The 23,685-nt window shown below is 43.4% G+C and carries 20 protein-coding genes and 1 pseudogene; all 21 read right to left on the bottom strand.

All coding sequences use genetic code 11. From position 1 onward, the window contains the following. Positions 1-107: 107 nt before the first annotated feature. Positions 108-1,094, bottom strand: coding sequence for a diaminopimelate dehydrogenase (locus LIR34_RS06510; protein ID WP_173902309.1), 987 nt, complete (start codon positions 1,092-1,094; stop codon positions 108-110). Positions 1,095-1,346: 252 nt separating this feature from the next. Then, the gene (locus LIR34_RS06505) at positions 1,347-1,973 is read right to left on the bottom strand and encodes a J domain-containing protein (RefSeq protein WP_161286166.1); all 627 of its coding nucleotides are present in this window, start codon (positions 1,971-1,973) and stop codon (positions 1,347-1,349) included. After that, positions 1,966-2,811, bottom strand: a complete 846-nt coding sequence (locus tag LIR34_RS06500) for a DUF5685 family protein (RefSeq protein ID WP_161286167.1) — start codon at positions 2,809-2,811, stop codon at positions 1,966-1,968. Before LIR34_RS06500 ends, LIR34_RS06505 begins: the two co-directional genes overlap by 8 nt. A gap of 35 nt (positions 2,812-2,846) precedes the next feature. Next, complete coding sequence (locus LIR34_RS06495) at positions 2,847-3,251, bottom strand: hypothetical protein (RefSeq protein WP_161286168.1); 405 nt, start codon at positions 3,249-3,251, stop codon at positions 2,847-2,849. Positions 3,252-3,307: 56 nt separating this feature from the next. Further along, the gene (locus tag LIR34_RS06490) at positions 3,308-4,510 is read right to left on the bottom strand and encodes a class I SAM-dependent rRNA methyltransferase (protein WP_173902321.1); all 1,203 of its coding nucleotides are present in this window, start codon (positions 4,508-4,510) and stop codon (positions 3,308-3,310) included. A gap of 257 nt (positions 4,511-4,767) precedes the next feature. Then, the gene (locus tag LIR34_RS06485; protein ID WP_173902308.1) at positions 4,768-6,498 is read right to left on the bottom strand and encodes a DUF1002 domain-containing protein; all 1,731 of its coding nucleotides are present in this window, start codon (positions 6,496-6,498) and stop codon (positions 4,768-4,770) included. Between the two features lie 73 nt (positions 6,499-6,571). Then, positions 6,572-7,537, bottom strand: a complete 966-nt coding sequence (locus LIR34_RS06480; RefSeq protein ID WP_320442962.1) for an HAD-IA family hydrolase — start codon at positions 7,535-7,537, stop codon at positions 6,572-6,574. 163 nt (positions 7,538-7,700) lie between these two features. After that, the gene (locus LIR34_RS06470; RefSeq protein WP_173902307.1) at positions 7,701-8,063 is read right to left on the bottom strand and encodes an ArsR/SmtB family transcription factor; all 363 of its coding nucleotides are present in this window, start codon (positions 8,061-8,063) and stop codon (positions 7,701-7,703) included. Positions 8,064-8,091: 28 nt separating this feature from the next. Then, complete coding sequence (locus LIR34_RS06465) at positions 8,092-9,960, bottom strand: heavy metal translocating P-type ATPase (protein ID WP_173902306.1); 1,869 nt, start codon at positions 9,958-9,960, stop codon at positions 8,092-8,094. A gap of 81 nt (positions 9,961-10,041) precedes the next feature. Beyond that, on the bottom strand, positions 10,042-10,260 hold the full coding sequence (locus tag LIR34_RS06460) for a cation transporter (protein ID WP_015542006.1): 219 nt from the start codon (positions 10,258-10,260) through the stop codon (positions 10,042-10,044). Positions 10,261-10,583: 323 nt separating this feature from the next. Next, on the bottom strand, positions 10,584-11,972 hold the full coding sequence (gene rlmD / locus LIR34_RS06455; protein WP_173902305.1) for a 23S rRNA (uracil(1939)-C(5))-methyltransferase RlmD: 1,389 nt from the start codon (positions 11,970-11,972) through the stop codon (positions 10,584-10,586). 103 nt (positions 11,973-12,075) lie between these two features. Further along, positions 12,076-12,330, bottom strand: coding sequence for a hypothetical protein (locus LIR34_RS06450; protein WP_330585584.1), 255 nt, complete (start codon positions 12,328-12,330; stop codon positions 12,076-12,078). A gap of 82 nt (positions 12,331-12,412) precedes the next feature. Further along, positions 12,413-13,282 (bottom strand): phosphatidylserine decarboxylase, encoded by an 870-nt coding sequence (locus tag LIR34_RS06445; RefSeq protein ID WP_173902304.1) that lies wholly within the window; start codon positions 13,280-13,282, stop codon positions 12,413-12,415. A gap of 4 nt (positions 13,283-13,286) precedes the next feature. After that, a complete protein-coding gene (locus LIR34_RS06440; protein WP_173902303.1) occupies positions 13,287-13,961 on the bottom strand; it encodes a CDP-alcohol phosphatidyltransferase family protein in 675 nt (224 codons plus the stop codon). A gap of 47 nt (positions 13,962-14,008) precedes the next feature. After that, positions 14,009-15,027, bottom strand: a pseudogene (locus LIR34_RS06435) (lysylphosphatidylglycerol synthase transmembrane domain-containing protein). A 7-nt stretch (positions 15,028-15,034) separates the two neighbouring features. Continuing rightward, positions 15,035-15,727, bottom strand: coding sequence for a phosphatase PAP2 family protein (locus LIR34_RS06430; RefSeq protein ID WP_173902302.1), 693 nt, complete (start codon positions 15,725-15,727; stop codon positions 15,035-15,037). Between the two features lie 98 nt (positions 15,728-15,825). Next, positions 15,826-18,057, bottom strand: a complete 2,232-nt coding sequence (gene pcrA, locus LIR34_RS06425) for a DNA helicase PcrA (RefSeq protein WP_173902301.1) — start codon at positions 18,055-18,057, stop codon at positions 15,826-15,828. A 161-nt stretch (positions 18,058-18,218) separates the two neighbouring features. After that, positions 18,219-20,405 carry an alpha-galactosidase gene (locus LIR34_RS06420; protein WP_173902300.1) on the bottom strand — a complete coding sequence of 729 codons (2,187 nt, stop codon included), beginning with the start codon at positions 20,403-20,405 and terminating at the stop codon, positions 18,219-18,221. A gap of 33 nt (positions 20,406-20,438) precedes the next feature. Further along, positions 20,439-21,287, bottom strand: a complete 849-nt coding sequence (locus LIR34_RS06415) for a carbohydrate ABC transporter permease (protein WP_022213206.1) — start codon at positions 21,285-21,287, stop codon at positions 20,439-20,441. Then, positions 21,287-22,156, bottom strand: coding sequence for a carbohydrate ABC transporter permease (locus tag LIR34_RS06410; RefSeq protein WP_022213205.1), 870 nt, complete (start codon positions 22,154-22,156; stop codon positions 21,287-21,289). Before LIR34_RS06410 ends, LIR34_RS06415 begins: the two co-directional genes overlap by 1 nt. Next, the gene (locus LIR34_RS06405; protein ID WP_161286180.1) at positions 22,153-23,445 is read right to left on the bottom strand and encodes an ABC transporter substrate-binding protein; all 1,293 of its coding nucleotides are present in this window, start codon (positions 23,443-23,445) and stop codon (positions 22,153-22,155) included. The genes LIR34_RS06410 and LIR34_RS06405 overlap by 4 nt, the downstream gene beginning before the upstream one ends. Positions 23,446-23,685: the final 240 nt, after the last annotated feature.

Here is a 23,685-nt window from a genome sequence, read left to right as displayed (position 1 = left end):
AGATTTCCTGTACGTCAATACATAAAAAAAGGCAGGAATCTGCACCAAAGTATTGTTACTGTTACATAAAATACCTTTGGTACCGATTCCTGCCCTTAAACTTTTTATTAAAGAAGATGTTTACGAAGTTCTGCTCCATCCTTTGCACTTAAGTAAGCCGGTGCAACATCAAAAACTGTCTTGCAGCCTTTCTGTCCTTCCTGACTCATGCGATACGCAGCTCTTGCATAGGCAACGATGACAGAAGAAGTGAATTCCGGATTGGAGTCCAGCTTCAGGCTATACTCGATCACATGACTGTTCTCATCATTCCAGCCTGTTTTACCGGAACGGATAACAAATCCCCCATGCGGAATACCGCTGTGGTCACGCTTCAGTTCTTCTTCAGAAATGAAATGTACGGTTGTATCATAGTCAGCAAAGTAGTTCGGCATGGTTTTAATCTCCTTCTCGATACGGGCAAGATCTGCCCCCTCCTCAGCTACTACAAAGCACTCTCTTGTATGCTTCTGTCTTGTTGTAAGATCCGGATTTTCTCCGTTTCTTACAGATTCCAGTGCTGCTTCCACCGGAATTGTGTACTGCTTGCCGTCTTTTACTCCATCAATTCTGCGGATTGCATCGGAATGTCCCTGACTTACGCCCTTACCCCAGAATGTATAATCCTTTCCATTGGTAAGGATTGCATTCGCATACAGTCTGTTCAGAGAAAACATTCCCGGGTCCCAGCCTACAGAAATGATTCCAACATGTCCGCTCTCAGAGGCTGCCTTGTCTACATTTGCAAAATGCTCCGGTACCTTCGCATGGGTATCAAAGCTGTCTACAACGTTGAACCACTGTGCATATTTCGGAGTCTGCTCCGGAAGATCTGTAGCACTTCCTCCACAGAGAATCAGAACATCTATCTTGTCTTTCATTTTTTCTGCTTCATCTACATGGTAAACAGCTGCTGTCTCTGTAAGGATTTTGACAGTTGCAGGATCACGGCGTGTAAAAACTGCTGCAAGTTCAAGATCCGGATTATGTTTGATCGCACATTCTACACCTCGTCCAAGATTACCATAACCTAAAATTCCAATACGAATACTCATCTAAAAATTTCCTCCTGTACTTCTCGTTGTACGTTACTGTTCACTCCGTTCACAGCAACTTTGTCAAAATCCATTCCCGATTACCTTCGGTGATAGGATTTTGCCCCGTATATACTTTATCACAGCAATACAATAATATGATAATATCACAGCCTTCAAATGTCAATCCGTTCATTTATATTTTCTTTTACCTATAAATCTTACTGTTCACTCCGTTCACAGCAACCTGGTCAAAGCTACCAGAAAGTTTCTTCAGCAGCAGAATACACCTCCGCCAGGACAGCACAGCCCACATAGCATATTTGCAAGACAGAGCTTCATGCAGTAATCACTTCCATCCATTGGCATTCCGCCAAAGGGATTCTGCTGTTCCTGATACCAGGTCCCGCCGCCTTCCATTCTCTGAAGGAGCATTCGATACTGCATATTGTCCGGTTCCATATTCACAGCAGTACGGATGTCATTGAGTGCATTGACATTATTGCCAAGCCCCATATTTGTCATAGCTGAAAGATAATACCATTCACCGTTTCTGTTCTTCAGTGAAGACAGTACATTCATTGCCTCCTGAAAATGGCGACTCTGGATATAATTGGCTGCCGCCTGTCGACGGATTGCCTCCTCATCCTGATATCCACTGGTCTGACGACCGGTAAATCCACCATAGCCACCTCCATAGGATGAGCCATATTCCTTTTCTTTCATAATCTGCTCATAGGCCTGCTGAACTTCCTTGAACTTCTCTTCCGCCTGTTCTTTGTTTGGATTATTGATATTGGCATCCGGATGATATTTCCTGCTCAGTCTCCGGTATGCTTTTTTGATTTCTTCATCGGATGCATCCCTGGATACCCCAAGGACACTGTATGGATCAAACATGTTCTTTCTCCTGCTCTTTCTTCCTTTTGCCGGATACTGCCTCAAATCTGCACCAGACTCCGGAATACAGAATATTCCGCAGTATATCAGTATATTTGATGATAGGAAGCTTTTCGAATTCCCGACAGACCTCTGCCATCATCATGATCAGCATCTGTCGTACTTCCTCATCAAACCCTTCCATTATATACCTTGTGGAAAAGGGATTGTAATTTCCCTTTTTGACATCATCTTCTACATCATCATAAGCATCCATAAGATAAATAAATTTCCCCAGAAAAAATCCCATTCTGCGAAGTACAGGTTCCCACATATCTTCCCTGTATGCAAAAATCTCTTCCATGATCTTTCCAAAGCATCCGGAAACTCGATCAACATCCTGTTCTTCGGATTTTTCCATTTCAGAAAGCTCATGCAGAAGAGAAACAATACGGTCAACCTTCCTGTACCATCTCTCCTCCGCCTTTTTTTCTTTCTCTCTTAGAAGCTTTCCATACAGAAAGCTCAAAAGTTTCTTCTCATCTTTCCAGTCATCCTCACATTTATAATATGCCAGAAAAACATTCATATCTGCTGCATATTCTGTGACAGCATTTTTGCGGACGGGCTGTTTTCGCACAGGATGAATGACACACCGTGTTGTTCCCTTTCTCGTCGGAGGCTCATAAAGCCCACTCAGAAGAAGAATCACAAACGTCATATCGTATGTCAGGGATATCTGTCCTGTAACCCCATAGCGTTCTCTCAGTTCCCGGCAGAGACCGCAGTAAAACGAGCGGTACAGGTCAAAATCTTTGAATTTGATTTCAGGCTTGTTCATTACTATATAACCAAACATAGAACCTCCGGCCATACTCTGCCCTCACCAGGCATTCAGCTTTTTTTGATAAACTTCTCGTGACATTTCGGACAGTCGATTTCTATCCTGCCCTTACCCTTAGGTATACGAATCTTCTGTTTGCAGTTTGGACAGGAATAAATATGGTATTCCTTTCTCTGCTGCATAAGATTCTTTTCACGACAGAACCATTGTCTTATACCGGAAGTGATCGAAAGATATTTCTGATTCTCGGCATAACGTTTCTGTATATCTCTGGAGAGCATTCTGTAATAAGTATAAAGAATTGCCAGAAGTCCCAGCGTATCACACGCTGCACCCACTCGATTCCGTATAAACATAGACAGAATAATTGCCACAAATGCAAAACCCATCGTGAATTTTGCAAATGCATCTACACCATAACGTCCTTCCATAAACTTTATAAATTTTTCTCGCATGCAAATCCCTCTTTCTTTCATGCTGACATCAATAATTCCAACATCAGATTCCTTTTTTATCTGTCATTACATACCTGGAAGATGTAAAACTTAAGATAATAGGATTCGTCGGATGACCACAGAATCGGATGATCCGGAGCCTGTGTCCTGTATTCCACCTGACGCAGTCTCTTATGTGCACTTCTTGCAGCCTGTCCGATCGTCCTGGTAAACAATTCATAATCCATGAAATGTGAGCAGGAACAAGTTGCCAGAAATCCTCCGTCCCTGACCAGTTTCATACCTCGAAGATTGATTTCTCTGTAACCTTTGACCGCATTTTTGATGGAACTGCGGGATTTTGTAAATGCCGGTGGATCCAGGATCACAACATCATATTTCTCATCATCCTCCGCCAGCTTCGGAAGCAATTCAAAGACATCTTCACAGATAAATTTAACCCTTCCCTCCAGACCATTTAACCTGGCGTTCTCCTGTGCCTGGCGAACTGCCAGCTCTGAAGCATCCACACCTGTAACTTCTCTTGCCCCTGCAATTCCTGCATTCAGTGCAAAAGAACCTGTATGTGTGAAACAATCCAGGACTCTTGCATCCTTACATAACTTCTGAATCGCAAGACGATTGTACTTCTGATCCAGGAAAAATCCGGTCTTCTGTCCATCCTTGACATCAACCTGATACCTGACACCATTTTCAACAATTTCGACCAAAGTTGGGAATTCCGGTCCGATAAATCCCTTGTGAAGCTCCATTCCTTCCTGCTTGCGGACCTTGGCATCGCTTCTTTCATAAATACCGCGGATTTTGATTCCATCCTCTGCAAGTACGCTCCTGATAAGTTCCAGGATCATTTCTTTCCAGCGGTCGATTCCCAGTGCCAGAGACTGTACAACCAGCACATCCTCAAATTTATCAACGGTAAGTCCCGGTAAAAAATCTGCCTCGCCAAAGATCAGTCGGCAGCTTGAAGTATCCGTTACCTTTTTTCTGTATTCCCATGCATCTCTTACTCTTCTTTCAAAAAAATCCTCATCAATCCTCTGATTCTCATCTCTTGTAAGAAGGCGTACCGTAATCTTGGAATTCGTATTGATAAAGCCTCTTCCCAGCGGATATCCGTCAAAATCATGCACCAGCACGATATCTCCGTTTACAAAGCTTCCCATGATACTGGAAATCTCATTATCAAATACCCACATTCCACCAGATTTGAGAAGTCGACCCTCTCCCTTTTTCAGTGTAACCACTGCAAGACTCATATTATTTCCCCTTTCGGCTATCATTCTCTATCATTTTCCCAGTAAAAAGATTTCCTTCTATTCTATCACAGATGTTTTTAGATTTCCAGTTTTTCACAGACCTCACAGAAAAAACTCATTTTTATCGAGTGAATAACAAAGTAAGCTAATTTCCCGTAAAACACAGAAAACCGCAGTCTCCCAAACATTCAGGAAACTGCGGTCACCGGATTCATTCATTAATATCTATAACGATTAAATACACTCCTAATCACGAATCAATATGTTTCTTCGTTATAGGTTTCTTCATTATAAGACTCTTCATTGTAGGATTCCTCGTCATAAGAAGCTTCTCCTGCTGACTCCTGCTGTGCAGAATCATCTGTGGTTTCTCCATAAAGCTTCTCAAAGAACTTCATCGTATCATTGTACAGAGTCTGTCTCTCATCGGCTGTTCGTGTCACAAGAATATCATCTGCTGCCGGCTCAGTTTCAATGCTGAAGATCTTCTTCATATCATTGTTGATCATATTGAGCTGTGCAGTCATATAAACATCTGTATCAGCCGGTACATAAGAAACTCCGCCATCCTTAAGCACATTCAGATAAGCTTCAAGAACCTTTCTGGTAAGCTTATCAGCTGTATCTGCGTCAAGTGTAACTGTCGGCTGCTGTGCGTTTTCTACTACAGCCTGCAGAACTGCAAGATCTCCTTTATACTCTCCCTGACAGAACTGCTTAGCCTGTTCGAACTGTGCCTTGGATGCATCATCGAGAGAATCTGTATTTAAAGCATCATCTGTTCCTTCTGTGGTTGCCTGATCGGAAGAATCTGTATTCTCCTCTGTTGTCTCACCATAGTTTTCATCTGTGGAACCTGTCTCTTCACCGTTTTCCTCCGGAAGTCCTGTTCCATCATCTGAACTACTGTCAGATCCATCCACTGAATCTGTCTCTTCGGGTGTTTCTGACGGTTCTTCATAATAGTCATCCTGCGTACCGTCCTCTGTGGCATCCGGAATACCCAGACCCTCATCAGAACTGTCAGAATCATCACCATTCTCAGATTCTGTCATTCCAGTTGCCTCTGCCATTCCTGCATCCTCTGTATAAGATTCCTTGACATCATCCCCCAGAACATCTGTATTCACATCTTCTGTAATATCTTCGCCATCGCTGTTATCTTCATCTACCATATCGTCTTCTGACTCAGAAGAGTTGTCATCATCTGAAGTCTTATTCAGATTCTGCTGAATACTTTCAAGTGTCTGCTTCATATCCTGAATATCATAGTTCTGCTGCACGATTTCCTGAAGAAGTGCTGTGATAGTAGTCAGTTCATCAGAACTCAGAGAAACATTATTCTGAACTGCAATATTGTTGACAATATTATAGATCTCATCTGCATTCTGAACATTGTCACCGATGATCTGAAGCTTTGCCTGGTTGATGATGTTGGTCGCATTATCACCGCCAACCTGCTTTGCAACATCTCCGGTAACTACTACCTCCTTGGTTGCCAGATCCTTCTTGGTAGAATCAAGCTGCTTACCACTGGCTGACTCATAGGCCATCATAACGCCTGTAAGAGCACCGGTTCCGGAAACCTCATAAGGGCAGGCTGCAACAGCCTCACAGTTGGAAATACCTGCTGTGGAAAGTGCATTGGCAAGCATATTGCAGGTTACATAGTTAAGGTTTGCTGTACGCACCTTGATACCGCCGGACTGTGTTGGCTTTACATAAGCACAGCTTAAGGTTCTTGTACCAATCTGTTCACTGGAAATATATTTGCCGAGATAATTTCTCTCATCCTGATTGTTTACTGTAATGATCTGAACCTGATTTGCATCCGCCTTGAAATATTTCATCATGGTATTCTTCTGCTCATCTGTCAGATCAGCTCCCAGCGTTACTACCTTTGATGCATCGGCCATTACCGGCATCGGGGTGCTGACTGCCAGACACATACTGCACAGTGCTGCTACGATCAAACTTCTTTTTTTCATATCCATTCCTCCATTTATCCAAATACTATTATTCACAATGAATCTGTTGCTCGCGGTTGTTCAAGTGTTTTCATTATAACACAGCCTTCTGCAGAATTGTATTTTTTATTTTCTTCATATCTGTAAATGATTGTATCACCGGATATTTTGTCTCCATATCTGGTTCTTTTTCCTGAGTATACCAGATACCTCGAAGGCCGCTGTTCCAGGCTCCTTCTACGTCTTTCTTGTAATTATCACCGATGAATGCACATTCAGCTGCCTGTACACCGGATTTTTCTACACAGATTTCAAAAAGATGCGGATGCGGTTTTTCTACCCCTGCCTCTTCACTTGTAACAATGAAATCGATGTATGGGGAAGCGCCGATCGCCTCCAGTTTCCTGTACTGGATATATGCTGTCATATCGGTTCCAACTCCAATGCTGATTCCACATTTCTTCAGTTCTCTCATAAAGTCCAGTACTCCGGGAGATGGCTTTAACTGACGGATCAGAGTATCCCAGTATGCATGGTACATATTCCGTGCATGCGGAAAAAGCGGTTTTTCCCAAAGTTCAAGCATACATTGCATGCGCAGGAGACGGCTGTGGATTGCAGCTGTGTCTGTACCGATTCTGCCAATCATGATCTCTCCTGCCTTTTTGTAACAGCTTTCCATTTCCTGTTCATGGATTCCAAAAGCACTCTCACAATAATCTGCCAGTGCCTTCATTCCATACACATGATTTTCATCATAGCTGTATAAAGTATTATCAATATCAAAAATCACTGTTTTTATGGAAGGTCCGGAATCTGAAGTGTTTCCTTCTGAAGAAGCAGTTACTGCTGGTGTCCGGACCAGATCCTCAAATTCCATCTGAAGACCGGATGCGATCTTGCACAGAACACCAATGGATGGATTTGCCTGACCTCTTTCGATCTGTGCCAGCATGCTCTTGCTGACCCCCGTCCTGTCAGCTATCTGATCCAGACTCATACCCCTGTGCTGACGGAAGCTCTTTAAATTTACTGCTATATTATTTGCTAAATAATCCATGATCGTCATCTCTTTCTCTTAAGTAACGAATATTGTTATGCTGCTTTCCTGACTCTTATCTTACCTTATTCTTCTCTGTTTGACTATACCAAAAATGCCGGCATATCTCTGTTTTGCTACAGACATATGCCGGCATTGGCTTTCTCTACTTTTCTGTGAATGATCACTCCAGGATATGCTCTCTTCCCATGGAGATAATTGTTCTGACATGGTCATCTGCCAGTGAATAAAAAATGGATTTTCCTTCTCTTCTGTTCTTCACCAGTTTATTCTGTTTGAGGATGCGAAGCTGGTGCGACACTGCTGACTGTGTCATATTCAAGACTTTTGCAAGATCACACACGCACACCTCTGCTTCAAAGAGAACAAACAGGATTCGGATACGGGTAGAATCTGCAAAGACCTTGAACAGATCTGCCAGATCATATAATTCTTCCTCATCCGGCATCGTCTCATTTACAATCTTGAGCAGGTCCTCATGTATCTCCTCACATTCACAGCTGATCACTTCTCTTTCTTCTGCCATAACCGTCTCGCTTTCTATATTGTTTCTGTTACAGTTTCTTTACAAACAGAGTTCTGATCGCATTGAGTACTGCAAGGATCATAACTCCGACATCTGCAAAAATTGCAACCCACATATTTGCAATACCCACAGCACCAAGGAGCAGACAGATCACCTTAATGCCAATTGCAAAGTAAATATTCTCATACACGATCCGCATGCATTTCCTTGCAATCCGGATTGCCTTTACAATCTTCATCGGGTCATCGTCCATCAGAACTACATCTGCTGCCTCGATCGCCGCATCAGAGCCAAGAGCTCCCATTGCGATACCGATATCTGCTCTGGAAAGTACCGGTGCATCGTTGATCCCGTCACCAACGAAAGCGAGTTTCTCTTTTTCTGATTTCTTTGCGAGAAGTTCTTCTACTTTGCTTACTTTGTCAGCCGGAAGGAGTTCGCTGTATACACGGTCAACGCCAAGTTCACCTGCAACCTGCTGTGCAACTCTGTCAATATCACCTGTCAGCATGACAGTTTCTTTAATACCGTTTTTCTTAAGTTTTGCAATCGCCTCTCTGGAAGTCGGTTTTGGAACATCCGAAATCAGGATATGCCCTTCATAAACACCATCAATTGCCACATGGATAACGGTACCTGCATGATGGCATTCTATCGGCTTCACATAGATGCGTTCCATCAGTCTTGCGTTTCCGACTGCAACCGGAGTTCCGTCTACTTTTGCTGTAACACCGTTGCCGCTGATCTCCTCTACCTCTGTCACACGATTCTGGTCGATTTCCTTACCGTAGGCATTCTTTAAGCTGCGGCTGATCGGATGTGTGGAAAAGCTCTCGGCGAGGGCTGCATACTCCAGGATTTTTTCCTGTTCCATCGTATTGTGATGGACACCTGCTACTTCAAATACACCCTTTGTCAGGGTACCGGTCTTGTCAAATACGACATATTTCGTCTGTGCCAGAGTCTCCAGATAGTTGGATCCTTTGACCAGAACACCGGCATTGCTGGCTCCGCCGATTCCGGCAAAGAAGCTCAGTGGAATACTGATCACAAGTGCGCACGGGCAGCTGATTACGAGGAATGTCAGCGCACGGTAGATCCACTGTCCCCACTGCGGCGCAGTATGAAGAATTCCCATGCTCACAAGCGGCGGCAGGATTGCCAGGGCAAGTGCTCCATAGCAGACTGCCGGAGTATAATAACGGGCAAATTTTGAAATAAAGTTCTCGGATTTTGATTTGCGGGAGCTGGAGTTTTCCACAAGTTCCAGAATCTTGGATACTGTTGATTCACCAAATTCCTTCGTTGTGCGGATTTTGAGCACGCCGGTCATGTTGATACAGCCACTGATGATCTCATCTCCCGGCTTCGCATTTCTCGGAAGGCTTTCACCGGTCAGTGCGCTGGTATTCAGTGTTGTGCTTCCCTCCACGATCACACCGTCGAGCGGGACTTTTTCACCTGGCTGTACGACGATGACTGAACCGATCTCAACCTCATCAGGATCTACCTTTTCTAATTTACCGTCCTTTTCTATGTTGGCATAGTCCGGCCGGATATCCATCAGTTCGCTGATATTGCGACGGCTCTTTCCGACAGCATAACTCTGAAAGAGTTCACCGATCTGATAGAAGAGCATAACTGCCGTACCTTCTTTGTAATCCCGAAGCAGGATTGCTCCTATGGTTGCCACCGCCATCAGGAAATTCTCATCAAATACCTGCTTATTGCAGATTCCCTTGAACGCCTTTTTCAAAATATCATATCCGATCACAAGATACGGAATCATATAGAGTGCAAATTCCAGATATCCGTCAACCGGAAGCAGGGACAGCACTACGATCAATGCAAATGCTATAATAATACGTGTCAGCATTTTTTTCTGCTTTTTGTTCATATTCTCTCCTCCTTTGCCCGTCAGAAAATGTACGGAAAATGTCGGAATGCTCTGCCGCAGCAGAGCATCCTTAATACTTTCTTATAAGTAAATCTCGCAGTCGTCCTCTACCTTCTTACAGTTCTTAAGGACTTCTTTCATTACGCTCTTAGGATCCTGTCCTTCTTCAAATTCTACATTCATCTTGAGCATCATGAAGTTTACAGTCGCATCCTTGACACCAGCCGTATTCTTGGCAGCCTCTTCCATTTTGTTTGCACAGTTTGCACAGTCAACTTCGATTTTGTAGGATTTCTTCATGGTAGTATCTCCTTCTCTTAGATATTTTATTCACGTTTTCATATGAACAATTATTCATATGTTTGTTTGTATTATAGCATATGCCGTACAAATGTCAAGGTGGTTTTCCTGATTTCATCTGAATTTTGTAAAGAAAAAATCGTAACTGTTTACGGGTAATATCCCGCGAGGTGTTTTGCCATGAATATGGCAAAATCCCGAGACATACGGGGCAAAATGCCATCACCGAAGGTGATTTGGAATGCATTTTGACCAAGTTACTGTGAACGGAGTGAACAGTAACAAAAAATCCTCCCGGTATGATGACCGAAAGGATTTCCTCTTTATTTTTTCACAAAAACCGCCACAGCCTCTGTCCACACCGTTTCGCAGAACTGATCTACGCAGCAGGCTTTTTTCAGGCGGTAGCCTGCCTGAAGAAATGCCTCCAGATCGCGGGCAAGGCTGGTTGCCTTACAGGAAACATATACAATCCGATCTACTCCATAAGAAAGGATTTTTGGCAGTGCCTTCGGATGGATTCCGTCACGCGGAGGATCCAGAACGATCACATCCGGTTTCTCGGTCAGATCATCGAGCACCTTAAGAACATCACCTGCTATAAATTTACAGTTTTCAAGCCCGTTCAGCTTTGCATTCTCTCTCGCTGCTTCTACAGCATCCTCCACGATCTCCACACCGATCACTTCTTTTGCTACCGGTGCAAGGAGCTGTGCGATCGTTCCGGTTCCGCTGTACAGATCAAACACTTCCATTCCGCTGGTATTCTGAATGTAATCTCTGACAACATTGTAAAGAACTTCGGCCGCCAGAGAGTTTGGCTGGAAGAAAGAAAATGTACTAATCCGGAATTTCAGGCCGAGCAGTGTCTCATAAAAATAATCCTGCCCATAGAGGATTCTTGTCTCATCGCTCTTAACCACATCAGAAAGAGAATCATTGATGATGTGCATGATTCCAACGATTTTTCCCTCCAGTGGAAGTGCCAGAAGCTGCTCTTTCAGCGGTTCCAGATCATATTCCTCCTGACTGGTGGTAACCAGATGCACCAGAATCTCTCCTGATGTCACGCCGCGTCTCAACATCAGATGACGAAGATAACCGACATGCTGAAGTTTCCGGTAATAGGAGGATTTTTTCTCCTGAAAAAACTCTCTCACACAGACCAGAATATCCGTCATATCCCTGTGCACCAGCTTACAGTCATCCGTATTCAGGATATCATAGGTGCTGCCTTTCTTGTGCAGGCCCAGAGAAAGCGGACCATCCTTATATTCATCACCAAAAGAAAATTCCATTTTGTTGCGGTAACCGAATTCAATCGGGCTTCCGTGGATTCCTTCCCATTCAAAATTGGCCCTGCCTTCTGCATCCGTCTGTCCACCCTGGATCAGTGCATTCTCCAGAAACTCCCTGATCTGTGTTTCCTTCATCTTAAGCTGATTCTCATACGACATGGTCTGATACATACATCCGCCACAGGCCGGAAAATTACTGCACACTGGCTCTCTTGTCTCCTGCGATGATTTCTCCAGGACTTCAAGAATACGCCCCTGAGCTCTTCCCGCACGCTTCTTCTGAATCATAAAACGTACTTTCTGTCCGGGAATTCCGTTTTTGATCAGCACCTTCTGATTCTCCACCAGAACATATCCTTTGTTCGGAAAGTCTACTTTTTCAATTATACCTTCGTAAATTTCACCTTTTTTCATTTCATACCTCATATTTATTTTCTGCTGTATCCGTTATATGAGCTGACAGTAAAACAGCCCCGGTATCTCTGCCGGAGCTGTATCATACATGGTTATGATGCACTTACTCTTCTTCGTCATCCTCAAAATAGTCATCGAAATCATCATCAAAATCTTCTTCGAAGTCCTCCAGATAATCCGGTGTAAAAAGACGATATACTGCAAATGCAATACCTGCTACAGCAGCAACTGCACCAACAATTGCAAGTACCCAAAGAACAGTATTCTTTTCTTTCTCGTCTTCTTTCTTCTTAAGGGTTGAAAGTAATTCTTCAATTTTGGCATTCATATTCAGATTGTTGAGATTATTCAGATTCATTCTATGCACCATCCTCTCGCTCGTTTTTATATCCCATAGTATATCACTATTTGCTTTGTTTTACCATATCTTCTCAAAAATTTTAGTTTTTACCTTTTCCGATCCTTGAACCGATCTGCACATTTGTCTCAATCCCATCTGCTGAGTTTATCAGGATATCCATATCCGGAAAAACCTTATCCTTCTGAGTCATATAGATGATTGTAGATCCACCAAACGCAAAATTTCCTTTTTCCTGGCCACGCCTTACATGGCTCATCACCGGACGGTTTTCAATCTTTCCAACCATCAGAGCGCCGACCTCCATCATCAGAAGCGTTCCGAAGTGCTCCGATTTCAGAAGTGAGTACTCTCTTGTGTTCTCCTTGTAGATCGGACAGACATCATTTGCCACAGGATTCACGGTATGCAGAACTCCCGGTATCCGTCTGCGCACGGATTCTCTTCCATTATCTACATAGATATACCGGTGATAATCATCTACACTGAGTCGGAATACCCATAGATATCCATCTTTAAAATGCTCTGCAAGCCTCTCATCTCTGAGCAGGCTTCCGACGGTATAACAGGTATTCTTGATCGTAACTTCCATCTGGGGCTCGATTGGATAAACACTTAAACGACAGTCACATGGACTGATAAAGTGCCTCTCATCCATATCCATCTCACGTGCACCCTGTCTCAGTTTCCTTGTAAAAAAATCATTATATGAAGAATATTCTTTTTCTTCATAATCCTCCCTATTGATTCCATTCCTTCTGATAAAGGGTTCCACAGCAAGTACGGATATCCGGGAGTCCAGTATCCTGCCTCCCAGCTTCGAAACTACCGGTGATACGAGTGGTCTGAGGATACATCTCCCCACTGCACTGCCATAGAGCTTCTCGAGGAGTTTATCCTGTCCGGTACTCTCCTGCCATTTATGCCCCTCACGATCCGCTGTATATCGCATAAACTCATACTCCTTTTAATCTACGTATGCGAAGACCGTATTTTATCCACCAGCCTTCCTTATAAAACAGAATAAAAAGAACTGCCACTCCCACAACTGATACAAGAACAACCAGTTCCTGATTTGTCGGCTTTCTGAAACGGAAATCAAAAATAAAGAGAAAGCCTACCAGAAGCATTGCTATATGAAGACAGCCAAGAAAATATCTGAATCCCGGGAAGAACACAGAAACCACAAACAGAAGCGGCATGATCACGGACATGGATGTGATCGGAAGTCCCTGATAATATTTGCGGTTTTCACTTGTCTCACTCTGTCTCTTGGCTTCCATGACATTAAAATATGCCAGACGAATGACTCCTGCCACCCCATAAAAGGAAAGGATCACAAGACTGTATATTCTGCACATGCCAAGCTTATATCCGAGAATAATCGGAAAAATTCCAAAGCATACAATATCACAAAGGGAATCTATCTGAATCCCAAACGATTTCTCATCATCTGTACGATTCTTTTTGGTTCTGGCAATTTTGCCGTCAAACATGTCGCATAGTCCGGAAAATGCAAGGCAGAATACCGCAAACGGCAGTTTCCCGTCTATTGCACAGAACATCCCCATGATCGAAGAGATCAGGCTTATGTATGTTAACACTACTGTATAATCATAAAATCCAATCATTTATACTACTCCCTGTTTTCATTTGTTTGCTTAACTGTTCCATACAGTTACGTTTTCTGACCGATTGTCAACTGTGCCACCACCGTAAAAAACGCACTGATCAAAAGTTCACCATAGTATCCCAGTCCCCTGCTCAGTACCATTCCGGGTAGCAGACAGCTTCCAAAAACCGGTACAAAAATATTCAGGAACAGTGTCTCGCTGATTCCCATTCCTCCCGGAAGGGGCAGCATGTCTACAGAAACAGAAATCACGGCCTGCAGAAACAGGATCGTCCAGAATCCTGTCCCACTCAGTGACAGTGCCCGATACACAAACCAGGTAACAGCAAATAAGGCCATTCTCTGTGCAAATGTGATCAGAATCACATTAAAGATAACTCTCGGATGTCCCTTAAGATACGCTGCAGTCTCTCTGTAGGTATCCATAGAATCTTCCAGTTTCTTAAGCCTACTTTCTCTTTTGCGGAGAAGGTGCAGTCTTTCCAGTATTTTGAGTCCCTTTACCAGAAAATTTCTGGCAAGATCCGGATGAAACACAAGCACAGTCATAAAAGTAACACAAAAGATATTCAGTCCCAGTCCCAGATAGAAGACCGGAAGGATCCCCTCCAGATACTGATGAAGGAAACCTCTTCCCAAAACTGCAATGCCGACTCCGATCACCACCAGTACAAACTTATATGTGATCGTAACAATCATCAATATGACCGTTGCCACCGGAATGGAAACCTTTTCTTTCTTCATGTAATAGATCTGCATTGGCTGCCCACCGCTCGCAGACGGTGTGATGCAGCTGAAAAAAAGCCCACCGATGAAAAAAGGAAACAGGATGTTTTCTTCAGATGAATACCATAAGAACGCATCATATACCAGATGATGACTGATTCTCCCCAGATAAAAAAGGCTACCAGTGCGATTCCCGGCAAAAGCCAGCGTTTGTCCGCATTCTCAATGACCTCCATAACATCTCCGAGGTCCTCCCCATGAAAAACGCCATAGATTGTCAGGACAAATACAAGCAGCAGAAATACAGTGTTGAAGATGATTTTTTTGTTTTTTTTCATAAAGACTTCACCCTTCTGTAAACTCTAGGATTTTCTGCTCAATCCTGCTGCCAAATTTTTCGTATATTCTGTACAGTTCTGTCTTTCTGCCGATACAGAAACACAATTCTGCCAGAATAACTCCTCCTGCAACATCTGCAATTACATGCTGTTTTGTCAGAAGCGTTGATACAAACACAAGAACTGCTATCACCATGGACACTCTCTGATACCATACTGGTACTTTCTGGTTTCCCCGGATGCCAAGATAACAGAACCAGCTTACCAGACAATGGATTGACGGAAACAGATTATCTGCCGCATCTACCGAATAAAGCCAGAGTGCCGCCTGATTCCACAGACCGGCATCTGTGATCACCGGTCTTGTATTGGTTGTCGGATACACGAGAAAAAAGACAAGGCAGATACATCTTGACAAAAAATCTCCCGTAAAAAACTGATACACTCTGTGTCGTTCCTGTCTCGCGATCAGAATATAATTGACAGCCCAGAAAAGATAGCATCCAAAATAAACTACAAGAAACTGCGGGACAAACGGAAGGCTTCTGTCCAATCCTGTTTCTATATTGTGGTGGTACCATCCTCCCGCGATCATTCTGGAACCGGAATATACAAGACAATTGAATATAAACGAAAAAACAAGTGGAAAAACTCCGTAAGCAGGGAGCATTCTGGTGACGATCCTCAAAGCTGTTTTCATTCTGTACTCCCTTCTGTATTTGCATACGCTCAGTATAACATTCCCTGTCTGTGTAAGCAACCAAAGTCCAGAAACATTAAGAATTCTTAAGAAAAAAGTTAGATTTTTTTCAGTTTTGCGAAGCCTGCAAACATCTTTTTGACACCAACTTTGTCAAAGTCTACGGTCACTTCATAATCTCTTCCACCTTCTGCGATAGCTTTGACAATTCCTACACCAAATTTGATATGACGGACGGTATCCCCTACTCCATAATCCAGAGACGCCGCCTTGGTAACTTTAAATTTCTGCGGATCAAATGCCTTTGCCTTAAATGTCTGTCGCATCTGCATATAACTGTTTTTTGGTGAAGCTGTCTCCTGCACAGATGGTTTATGTTCCTGAATAACTGTCCCAAGTTCTACCAGTTCCCGCGGAATCTCACGGACAAATCTGGATACTTTGTTGTACTGTACCTCTCCCCTCACAAGGCGCTGGCGTGCACTTGTCAGCGTCAGTTCTTTCATTGCCCTCGTAATACCCACATAGCAGAGTCTGCGCTCTTCTTCCATATCTGTAGGATCATCCGAAAAAACACACATACTGCTCGGGAACATTCCATCTTCCATACCGGCAAGGTAAACATAGGGGAATTCCAGGCCCTTTGCGCTGTGCAGGGTCATAAGAAGAACATAATCCTGAGCCGGATCTACCGTATCAATATCTGCGATCAGTGCAATCTCTTCCAGGAAACCTGAAAGCGTTGCCTCTCTTCCCTCTGCTTTCATAACTTCCTCATAAGAAACCGTCTTGGATATCAACTCATCAATATTCTCAATCCTTGCTCTGGATTCCTCCGTATCCTCTGCCTTAAGTTCATCCACATAACCGGTGAGATCTATGACCTCTTCCAGAAGTTCTGTGACGCTGTATGCCTGTGCTTTGCTCTTAAGTGACTGTATAAAGGTAACGAAACCTTCTATCTTGGAAAGACTTCTTCCGATTGCCGGAACCTCCTCCGCCACTCTGAGTGCATCATAAAAGCTTACATTCATATAGTCTGCATAGTCCTGTACTCTTCCTACTGTTGTTGCACCGATGCCTCTCTTTGGCACATTCAGGATACGTCTGACTGCCAGGTCATCTGCCGAGTTATCGATCGTCTTGAGATAACAGAGAAGATCCTTGATCTCTTTGCGGGCATAGAAGTTGATTCCTCCCACAATCTTGTATGGAATATTGGCTTTCAGGCACTTTTCTTCAAAAAGCCGGGACTGAGCATTGGTTCTGTAAAGGATCGCACATTCTCGGTAGTCTGCCAGATGCTCTCTCTTTTTCTTTGCGATATCTCCGATCACGTATTCCGCTTCCTCGAATCCATTCATAAACTGTCGGAAGTGTATTTTCTCTCCCTCTGCGTTTTCTGTCCAGAGACGTTTCGGTTTACGTGCTGTGTTGTTGGCGATGACCTCGTTTGCCGCATTCAGAATGTTCTTTGTAGAACGATAGTTCTGCTCGAGTCGAATTACCCTTGCATCTGGGAAAACACGTTCAAATCCGAGAATATTTCCAATGTTTGCCCCGCGGAATTTATAAATGGACTGGTCATCATCACCCACTACGCACAGGTTTCCATATCTGGCAGCCAGAAGGCTTACAAACTTAAACTGTACGGTATTGGTATCCTGATACTCATCTACCATGATATAGCGAAATCTTTCCTGATAGGCTTCCAGCACATCCTGACACTTCTCAAAAAGGTCTACGGTTTTGACCAGAAGGTCATCGAAATCCAGGGCATTGTTTCTCTTAAGTGCCGCCTGATATTCACGGTAGACCGCAGCTATCTTTTTCTGGTTAAAATCTCCCTTTGCCTCACGCTCCATATCATCCGGTGTGATCATTTCATCCTTTGCATGAGAGATCCGTGCCAGAAGAGCCCGTTCCTTGTATTTCTTGGTATCGATATTCAGCTTGCGGCAGATTTCCTTCATCAGGGTCTTCTGATCATCCGTATCATAAATGGTAAAACGGTTATCATATCCAAGCCTGTCAATATAACGCCTGAGAATGCGGACGCAGGTAGAGTGAAAGGTTGACACCCAGACGCTCATTCCGTCTGCGCCGGTCAGTTTATCCACACGTTCCCGCATCTCCTGTGCAGCTTTATTTGTAAAAGTAATGGCAAGAATATTGAACGGATTCACACCTTTATCTCCAATCAGGTGAGCGATCCTGTGTGTCAGTACTCTTGTCTTGCCGGATCCTGCTCCCGCAAGAATCAGAAGAGGTCCTTCTGTATAAAAGACAGCCTCCTGCTGAGGCTGATTCAAGGTATCATATATACTCATAAATATAAATCTCCTGTTTCTGCTGATAAGTTAAACAAAGCGAACTGATGTTTTTCAGTCTTTTCTATTATACATGAAAGTACTGTACGGGTAAAGCACATTTCTTATGCATACAAAAAAGCCCCACAGACCTTTCATTTTTGGGGTCTGTGGGGTTTTACTTATTTCATTACGATATGGTAATTCCAGCTCTGGTATTCTTTCTTTGCCTCTTCGAGAAGAAGTCCTCCATGCATCAGTGCACCGCCAGGATATTCCTCTCCATTTACCAGATATATCTGGTTTTCTTTCAGGCCGCGAAGTTTGATTCTCACTCCCGGATCATTTGTACGTACTCTGGAAGCTACCACACTGACCAGTGCCTCACTTCCGTCTTCTTTTGCAAATTCCCATGCAGCATATGGACCTTCTTCCATCGCATTGGTCAGTCTGTAATAATTTCCAAAATGGATCACATCATAATATTTCTTAAACTCTGTGATCTGCTCCTGAATCTGCTGTTTTTCCTCTTCTGAAAGCTTAGCCGGATCCAGCTCATATCCAAAGGTTCCCGCCATAGCTACTGTTGCTCTTGATTCAAACGGAACGATTCTTCCTGTCTGATGGTTCGGGCAGGCGGATACATGAGAGCCTACCGCACTGACCGGATATGCAAAGGAAGTACCATACTGGATTTTCAGTCGTTCAATGGCATCTGTGTCGTCACTGCACCAGATCTGGGAATTATAATGAAGCATGCCGGCATCGAATCTTCCGCCGCCGCCGCTGCATCCCTCAATCAGCATATCCGGATATCTCTTTCCGAGTCTGTCCAGAAATTCATACAGTCCGAGCACATAACGATGCGGAACCTCTCCCTGACGTTCTGCCGGAAGTGCTGCACAGTAAATATCGCTGATACTTCTGTTAAAGTCCCATTTGAGATAATCCACATCCGCCTTATCCAGAACCTTTGTCATCTCATCAAAGATATGATTTCTGACATCTTCTCTGGAAAAATCAAGCACAAGCTGATTACGTCCGCGGGTTGGTCTTCGTCCCGGTACAGTAAATGCCCAGTCCGGATGTGCACGATAAAGGTCACTGTCCTCTGAAATACACTCCGGCTCATACCAGATACCAAATTTCATTCCCAGGTCGTGGATACGGTCTGCCAGTTCACTTAAGGTACATCCAAGCTTTTTCTCATTTACCTGCCAGTCGCCAAGACCGCTGTTGTCATCGTCACGCTTGCCAAACCAGCCGTCATCCATAACAAACAGTTCCACACCACAGGAAGCTGCCTCTTTTGCCATCTCAAGAAGCTTGTCTCCCGTAAAGTCAAAGTAAGTTCCCTCCCAGTTATTGATCAGGACCGGTCTTCTCTCAAGTTTGAATCTTCCCCTGCAGACATGCTCTCTGACTGCCTTGTGATAACAGTTGGACATTTTTTCAAAACCATCTGCACTGTATACCATCATAACTTCCGGTGCCCAGAAGGTTTCCCCTTCTTTCAGAAGGAACTCGAAGTTTTCCGGATGGATTCCCATGATAAGTCTGATCTGATCAAACTGATCCTTCTCTGCTGCCGCAAGGAAGTTTCCGCTGTACAAAAGAGAAAATCCATAGCATTCCCCTGAAGTTTCTGTTGCATTCTTATCCGCCAGCATTACAAATGGATTGTACTGATGGCTGGATGCCCCGCGAAGGCTACCGACAGACTGCACGCCGTGATGGATCGGTGTTCTGGAAAGCTGTCTTTCCATCTCATGTTTTCCATAGAAGGTCATCCAGTCCCAGTCTCCGTATGGCTGATCCAGACAGAGAGACATGACTCTCTCAAGCTGAACCTGTGCTTTTCCATGATTTTCCACGCAGACGGTTCTTGTGATAATATCCAGTTCTTCGATCACACCATAATACAGTTTTACTCTGACATCCTGTACATCATCACGAAGTGTGATCACCAGAGTTTCTGCCTCGTTTTCGTCTGCATACATTGCCGGAAGTCCCGGAATGGAATATTTTCCCTTGATGATCTCATAGCCTTCATAACGAAGCCCCAGAGTTCTTGTTCCATTATCATAGCGGATATCGAGTGCACTCTCGCGATAATCTCCACTTCCAAAGGAAGAATATTCCTGTGGCAGAGTATCTGTAGAATAGGTTCTGTCATTTCCTGCTTCTTCCGGATTTCCGGAAAAACCATGGTCTCTTCTCTGGATCAGATAAGAATAATCAAAAACCTCTGTTTTCTTTCCGTAATAGGTGTGAAGCAGAATTCCCTTATCATCTGCCTTCATCTGATACATACTGTTTCTGGTACACAGAGTGAACAGTCTGTTTTCTTTTTCAAATACAATTGTCATAGTTTTTCTCCTCTGGATAAATTATGATTAAATTTATTTAACCGCTCCGTTTACAACACCGTTGAGTATCTGCTTCTGGCATACCAGATAGAAGATCACAATTGGGATCAGTGCCAGCAGGTAGGATGCAAAGGCGAGGTTATAATTTGTTCCAAACTGTGTCTGGAAATTCAACTGTGCAAGCGGAAGTGTGTTTTTACCGGTTCCGGACATCATGACGAGTGGAGTCATAACATCATTCCATGTTCCAAGTGCAGTTAAAACTGCCACTGTCGCATGCATTGGCTTCATGATCGGGAAAACAATACTCCAATAGGTCTTCCATGTACTTGCACCGTCTACTTTTGCAGCTTCTTCCAGTGCCATCGGAATATTTTTGAGATAACCGGAATACAGAAGAAGATTCATTGGCATATAGAATACCACATAAAGCACGATCACACCAACCCTGTTTCCGATTCCCATCTGAGAAGTCTGTTTTACAAGCGGCATCATCAGGATCGCGAATGGAACGAACATACCGCTCACGATATAAAGATAAGAAAATTTATAAAATTTGCTGTTTGCCATGTTTCTTCCGATCGCATATCCGGCAATAGAATGAATCAGAATGGCAAGTACCACTGTCACAATTGTGATCAGCAGAGAGTTTCCAAGAGAATTCCAGAAATCTGTGACTTTCATTGCTTCTGTAAAATTCGAAAAGCTCCAGGAGGACGGCAGGGAAAGTGCTCCTGCAATATCATTTGTCATCTCGGACGGCTTTTTGAATGCAATGATCACTGCCATATATAATGGAAAAAAGATCGTGATACATCCAAGGATCAAAAGGATTGTAACCGGCCAGTTGGTTTTGCCTGGCATCTGACTGTTCTTTTTCATTATAACTGTTCCTCCTTTTTATTCATAAATGTAAGCTGGAATACAGAAATTGCAACAATGACTACGAAGAAAAGTACTGCATTCGCACTCTGGAAACCAAACTGTCCTCCATCCATTCCGTTTCTGTAAATAAGATAGGAAATAGACTCTGTACTCTGTGCCGGACCACCTTTTGTCAAAGACATGATCTGGTCGAATACCATGAGGAAGTTTTTCATGCAGAGAACCATATTTATGGTAAAAAAAGGAATGATCAGCGGAAAAGTAAGGTTTTTGAACTTGCTCCATCCGGTTGCACCGTCGATCGCGCCTGCCTCATAAACATCCTCCGGAACGGTCTGCAGACCTGAGATATAGATGATCGTGTTCATGGCGATCGCCTGCCATGCTGCAACAATTACGATTGCAAACCATGCTGACTTTGTGCTCGCAAGCATACTGCTTTTGAGAAATCCGATTCCCAGGTTTTCTCCGATCGTCGGGAGAATATATGTGAAAATAAAACTGAAAATATAGCCTACAACAAGTCCTCCGAGAACATTCGGGATAAAATAGATTCCACGGAGTGCACTTTTTGCACGGATCTTGCTGTTCAGACCAAGTGCAAGGATCAGACTTATCACATTGACAATGATCGTTGCCACGATTGCAAATTTAAACGTAAACAGATAAGATTTTCCTACGCGTGCATCCTGAAAGAGGTCAATATAGTTTCTGAGTCCTACCCATTCGTAACTTCCATATCCCTTGAAGTTCGTAAAGCTGTAGATGAAGCCTTTGATCAGCGGCAGTGTATTAAAGGCAAAAAACAGGATGAGTACCGGAATGGTGATCAGCATAAATGTACGTTTTCTTTCATTTCCTTTCATGATTCATTTCCTCCCTCTCCATGTTCTTCCTCATACTTCTGGACTTTTCGTATCAGGTCACGGTTGTAGCGTATCCAGTCTTTATCGAATTTTGCAAGGAAGCTGTCTGCATTACCATCCATAAGATAGGTCTGGATCATTGCATCTACGGCCATTTCTGACGGATAATGGTGATCCTGGTAGTCTGTCATTTTGTCGTTTTCGATGTATTCTTTCACGCCGTCAAGCATGGACGGAAGTTCAAAGTCACCTTCCTTGCATGGAACTGCATTCTGCTCGTCCAGGTAAATCTGAATATTTTCATCCTCAAGCATAAATTGCAGAACTTCATAAGCGGCTTCTTTATTTTTGCAGTCCTTCATAACCGAAAATTGAAGGTCTACACCAGAATTCAGCACCTGTTTGTCTGCATTGTCGTTTGCCGGAAATACGAAGGAATCAATCTGCATATCCGGATTCACAGACAGAATCTGCGGAACTGCGTAGCTTCCGATACAGTACATTGCAGATTCCCCTCTTGCAAAAGCAGTGCAGGCATCGTTGTAGCTGAATGCATATGGATCATTCTGTGCATATGGAAGAAGCTGGATGATCTTGTCGGCAAGCTCTCTGTATTCTTCTGAAAAAGTTGTCGTTCCTTTGTTGACCTGCTGGCAGACATCTGCCGGTGAGAGGTCACACGCCATGGCATTCCACGGTGCAAGACAGGTCCATGTATCCTTAAAGCCAAAGTACAAAGGAAGCTGTCCTGAAGCCTGGATCGTATCCAGAAGTTCTATGAATTCATCCCAGGTTGTCGGGATCTCCCAGCCATTTTCTTCGAACATTTCTTTGTTATAAAGGATTCCTGCTGCATTTGCCACATACGGAACTGCGTAAGTACCATCTTCCGGAATAAATTCCAGATTTTTATCGATATCTAAGTAGGACTGTTTGATGTCTTTCAGACCATCAAAATCTGAAATATCCATCAGCATATCAGAATCCAGGAAATTGGAATAGTTCACATCTCCACCAATTCCAATGATATCCGGCTGATCTTCCTTGATAAATCTTGTCTTGAGGATTGTCATTGCCTCATTCGGTGATTCAATCGTCAGTTCGATGTCATCATGGGTTTCGTTAAATTTCTCTTCCATCTTTTCGAAGGCTTTGACTGCCTCCGGTTTGTACTGAACCATTTCTATCTTTGTTTTGCCGTCAGAAGTTTTTGAGGAATCTCCACATCCGGCAAGAGCAAGTCCTGCTCCCATAAGAACGGTTCCTGCAAGAATTAATTTTTTCTTCATTGCACTTCTCTCCCTTCCTGTTTTTCTTTTATTACCACGGCCATAGTATTTTGGATCCTGAACGGATTTCCGTCACTCTTCATCTAAAATAATATCATCTGGACTTCTTTCCGTAAATATTCCCATGACAGCACTTTTATACCTTTATTCGTTTTTTAAAGAATAAAGTTGAAGTATAGACTCATTATGGTATATAATATAGAAAAACATGCAATTTTCGTGTATTACTGACAATTTTAA

This window comes from Blautia sp. MSK17_66, assembly GCF_020538025.1.
In the GTDB taxonomy this organism is placed as follows: domain Bacteria; phylum Bacillota; class Clostridia; order Lachnospirales; family Lachnospiraceae; genus Blautia_A.
Note: the sequence above shows the minus strand (reverse complement) of the source record. Positions and strands in the feature narration are given on the sequence as shown.

Bases quoted from the DNA above. Each gene is read 5' to 3' on its own strand.
- LIR34_RS06510 (WP_173902309.1), bottom strand. From the start codon at position 1,094: ATGAGTATTCGTATTGGAATTTTAGGTTATGGTAATCTTGGACGAGGT.
- LIR34_RS06505 (WP_161286166.1), bottom strand. From the start codon at position 1,973: ATGTTTGATCCATACAGTGTCCTTGGGGTATCCAGGGATGCATCCGAT.
- LIR34_RS06500 (WP_161286167.1), bottom strand. From the start codon at position 2,811: ATGTTTGGTTATATAGTAATGAACAAGCCTGAAATCAAATTCAAAGAT.
- LIR34_RS06495 (WP_161286168.1), bottom strand. From the start codon at position 3,251: ATGCGAGAAAAATTTATAAAGTTTATGGAAGGACGTTATGGTGTAGAT.
- LIR34_RS06490 (WP_173902321.1), bottom strand. From the start codon at position 4,510: ATGAGTCTTGCAGTGGTTACACTGAAAAAGGGAGAGGGTCGACTTCTC.
- LIR34_RS06485 (WP_173902308.1), bottom strand. From the start codon at position 6,498: ATGAAAAAAAGAAGTTTGATCGTAGCAGCACTGTGCAGTATGTGTCTG.
- LIR34_RS06480 (WP_320442962.1), bottom strand. From the start codon at position 7,537: ATGGATTATTTAGCAAATAATATAGCAGTAAATTTAAAGAGCTTCCGT.
- LIR34_RS06470 (WP_173902307.1), bottom strand. From the start codon at position 8,063: ATGGCAGAAGAAAGAGAAGTGATCAGCTGTGAATGTGAGGAGATACAT.
- LIR34_RS06465 (WP_173902306.1), bottom strand. From the start codon at position 9,960: ATGAACAAAAAGCAGAAAAAAATGCTGACACGTATTATTATAGCATTT.
- LIR34_RS06460 (WP_015542006.1), bottom strand. From the start codon at position 10,260: ATGAAGAAATCCTACAAAATCGAAGTTGACTGTGCAAACTGTGCAAAC.
- rlmD (WP_173902305.1), bottom strand. From the start codon at position 11,972: ATGAAAAAAGGTGAAATTTACGAAGGTATAATTGAAAAAGTAGACTTT.
- LIR34_RS06450 (WP_330585584.1), bottom strand. From the start codon at position 12,330: ATGAATCTGAATAATCTCAACAATCTGAATATGAATGCCAAAATTGAA.
- LIR34_RS06445 (WP_173902304.1), bottom strand. From the start codon at position 13,282: ATGCGATATACAGCGGATCGTGAGGGGCATAAATGGCAGGAGAGTACC.
- LIR34_RS06440 (WP_173902303.1), bottom strand. From the start codon at position 13,961: ATGATTGGATTTTATGATTATACAGTAGTGTTAACATACATAAGCCTG.
- LIR34_RS06430 (WP_173902302.1), bottom strand. From the start codon at position 15,727: ATGAAAACAGCTTTGAGGATCGTCACCAGAATGCTCCCTGCTTACGGA.
- pcrA (WP_173902301.1), bottom strand. From the start codon at position 18,057: ATGAGTATATATGATACCTTGAATCAGCCTCAGCAGGAGGCTGTCTTT.
- LIR34_RS06420 (WP_173902300.1), bottom strand. From the start codon at position 20,405: ATGACAATTGTATTTGAAAAAGAAAACAGACTGTTCACTCTGTGTACC.
- LIR34_RS06415 (WP_022213206.1), bottom strand. From the start codon at position 21,287: ATGAAAAAGAACAGTCAGATGCCAGGCAAAACCAACTGGCCGGTTACA.
- LIR34_RS06410 (WP_022213205.1), bottom strand. From the start codon at position 22,156: ATGAAAGGAAATGAAAGAAAACGTACATTTATGCTGATCACCATTCCG.
- LIR34_RS06405 (WP_161286180.1), bottom strand. From the start codon at position 23,445: ATGAAGAAAAAATTAATTCTTGCAGGAACCGTTCTTATGGGAGCAGGA.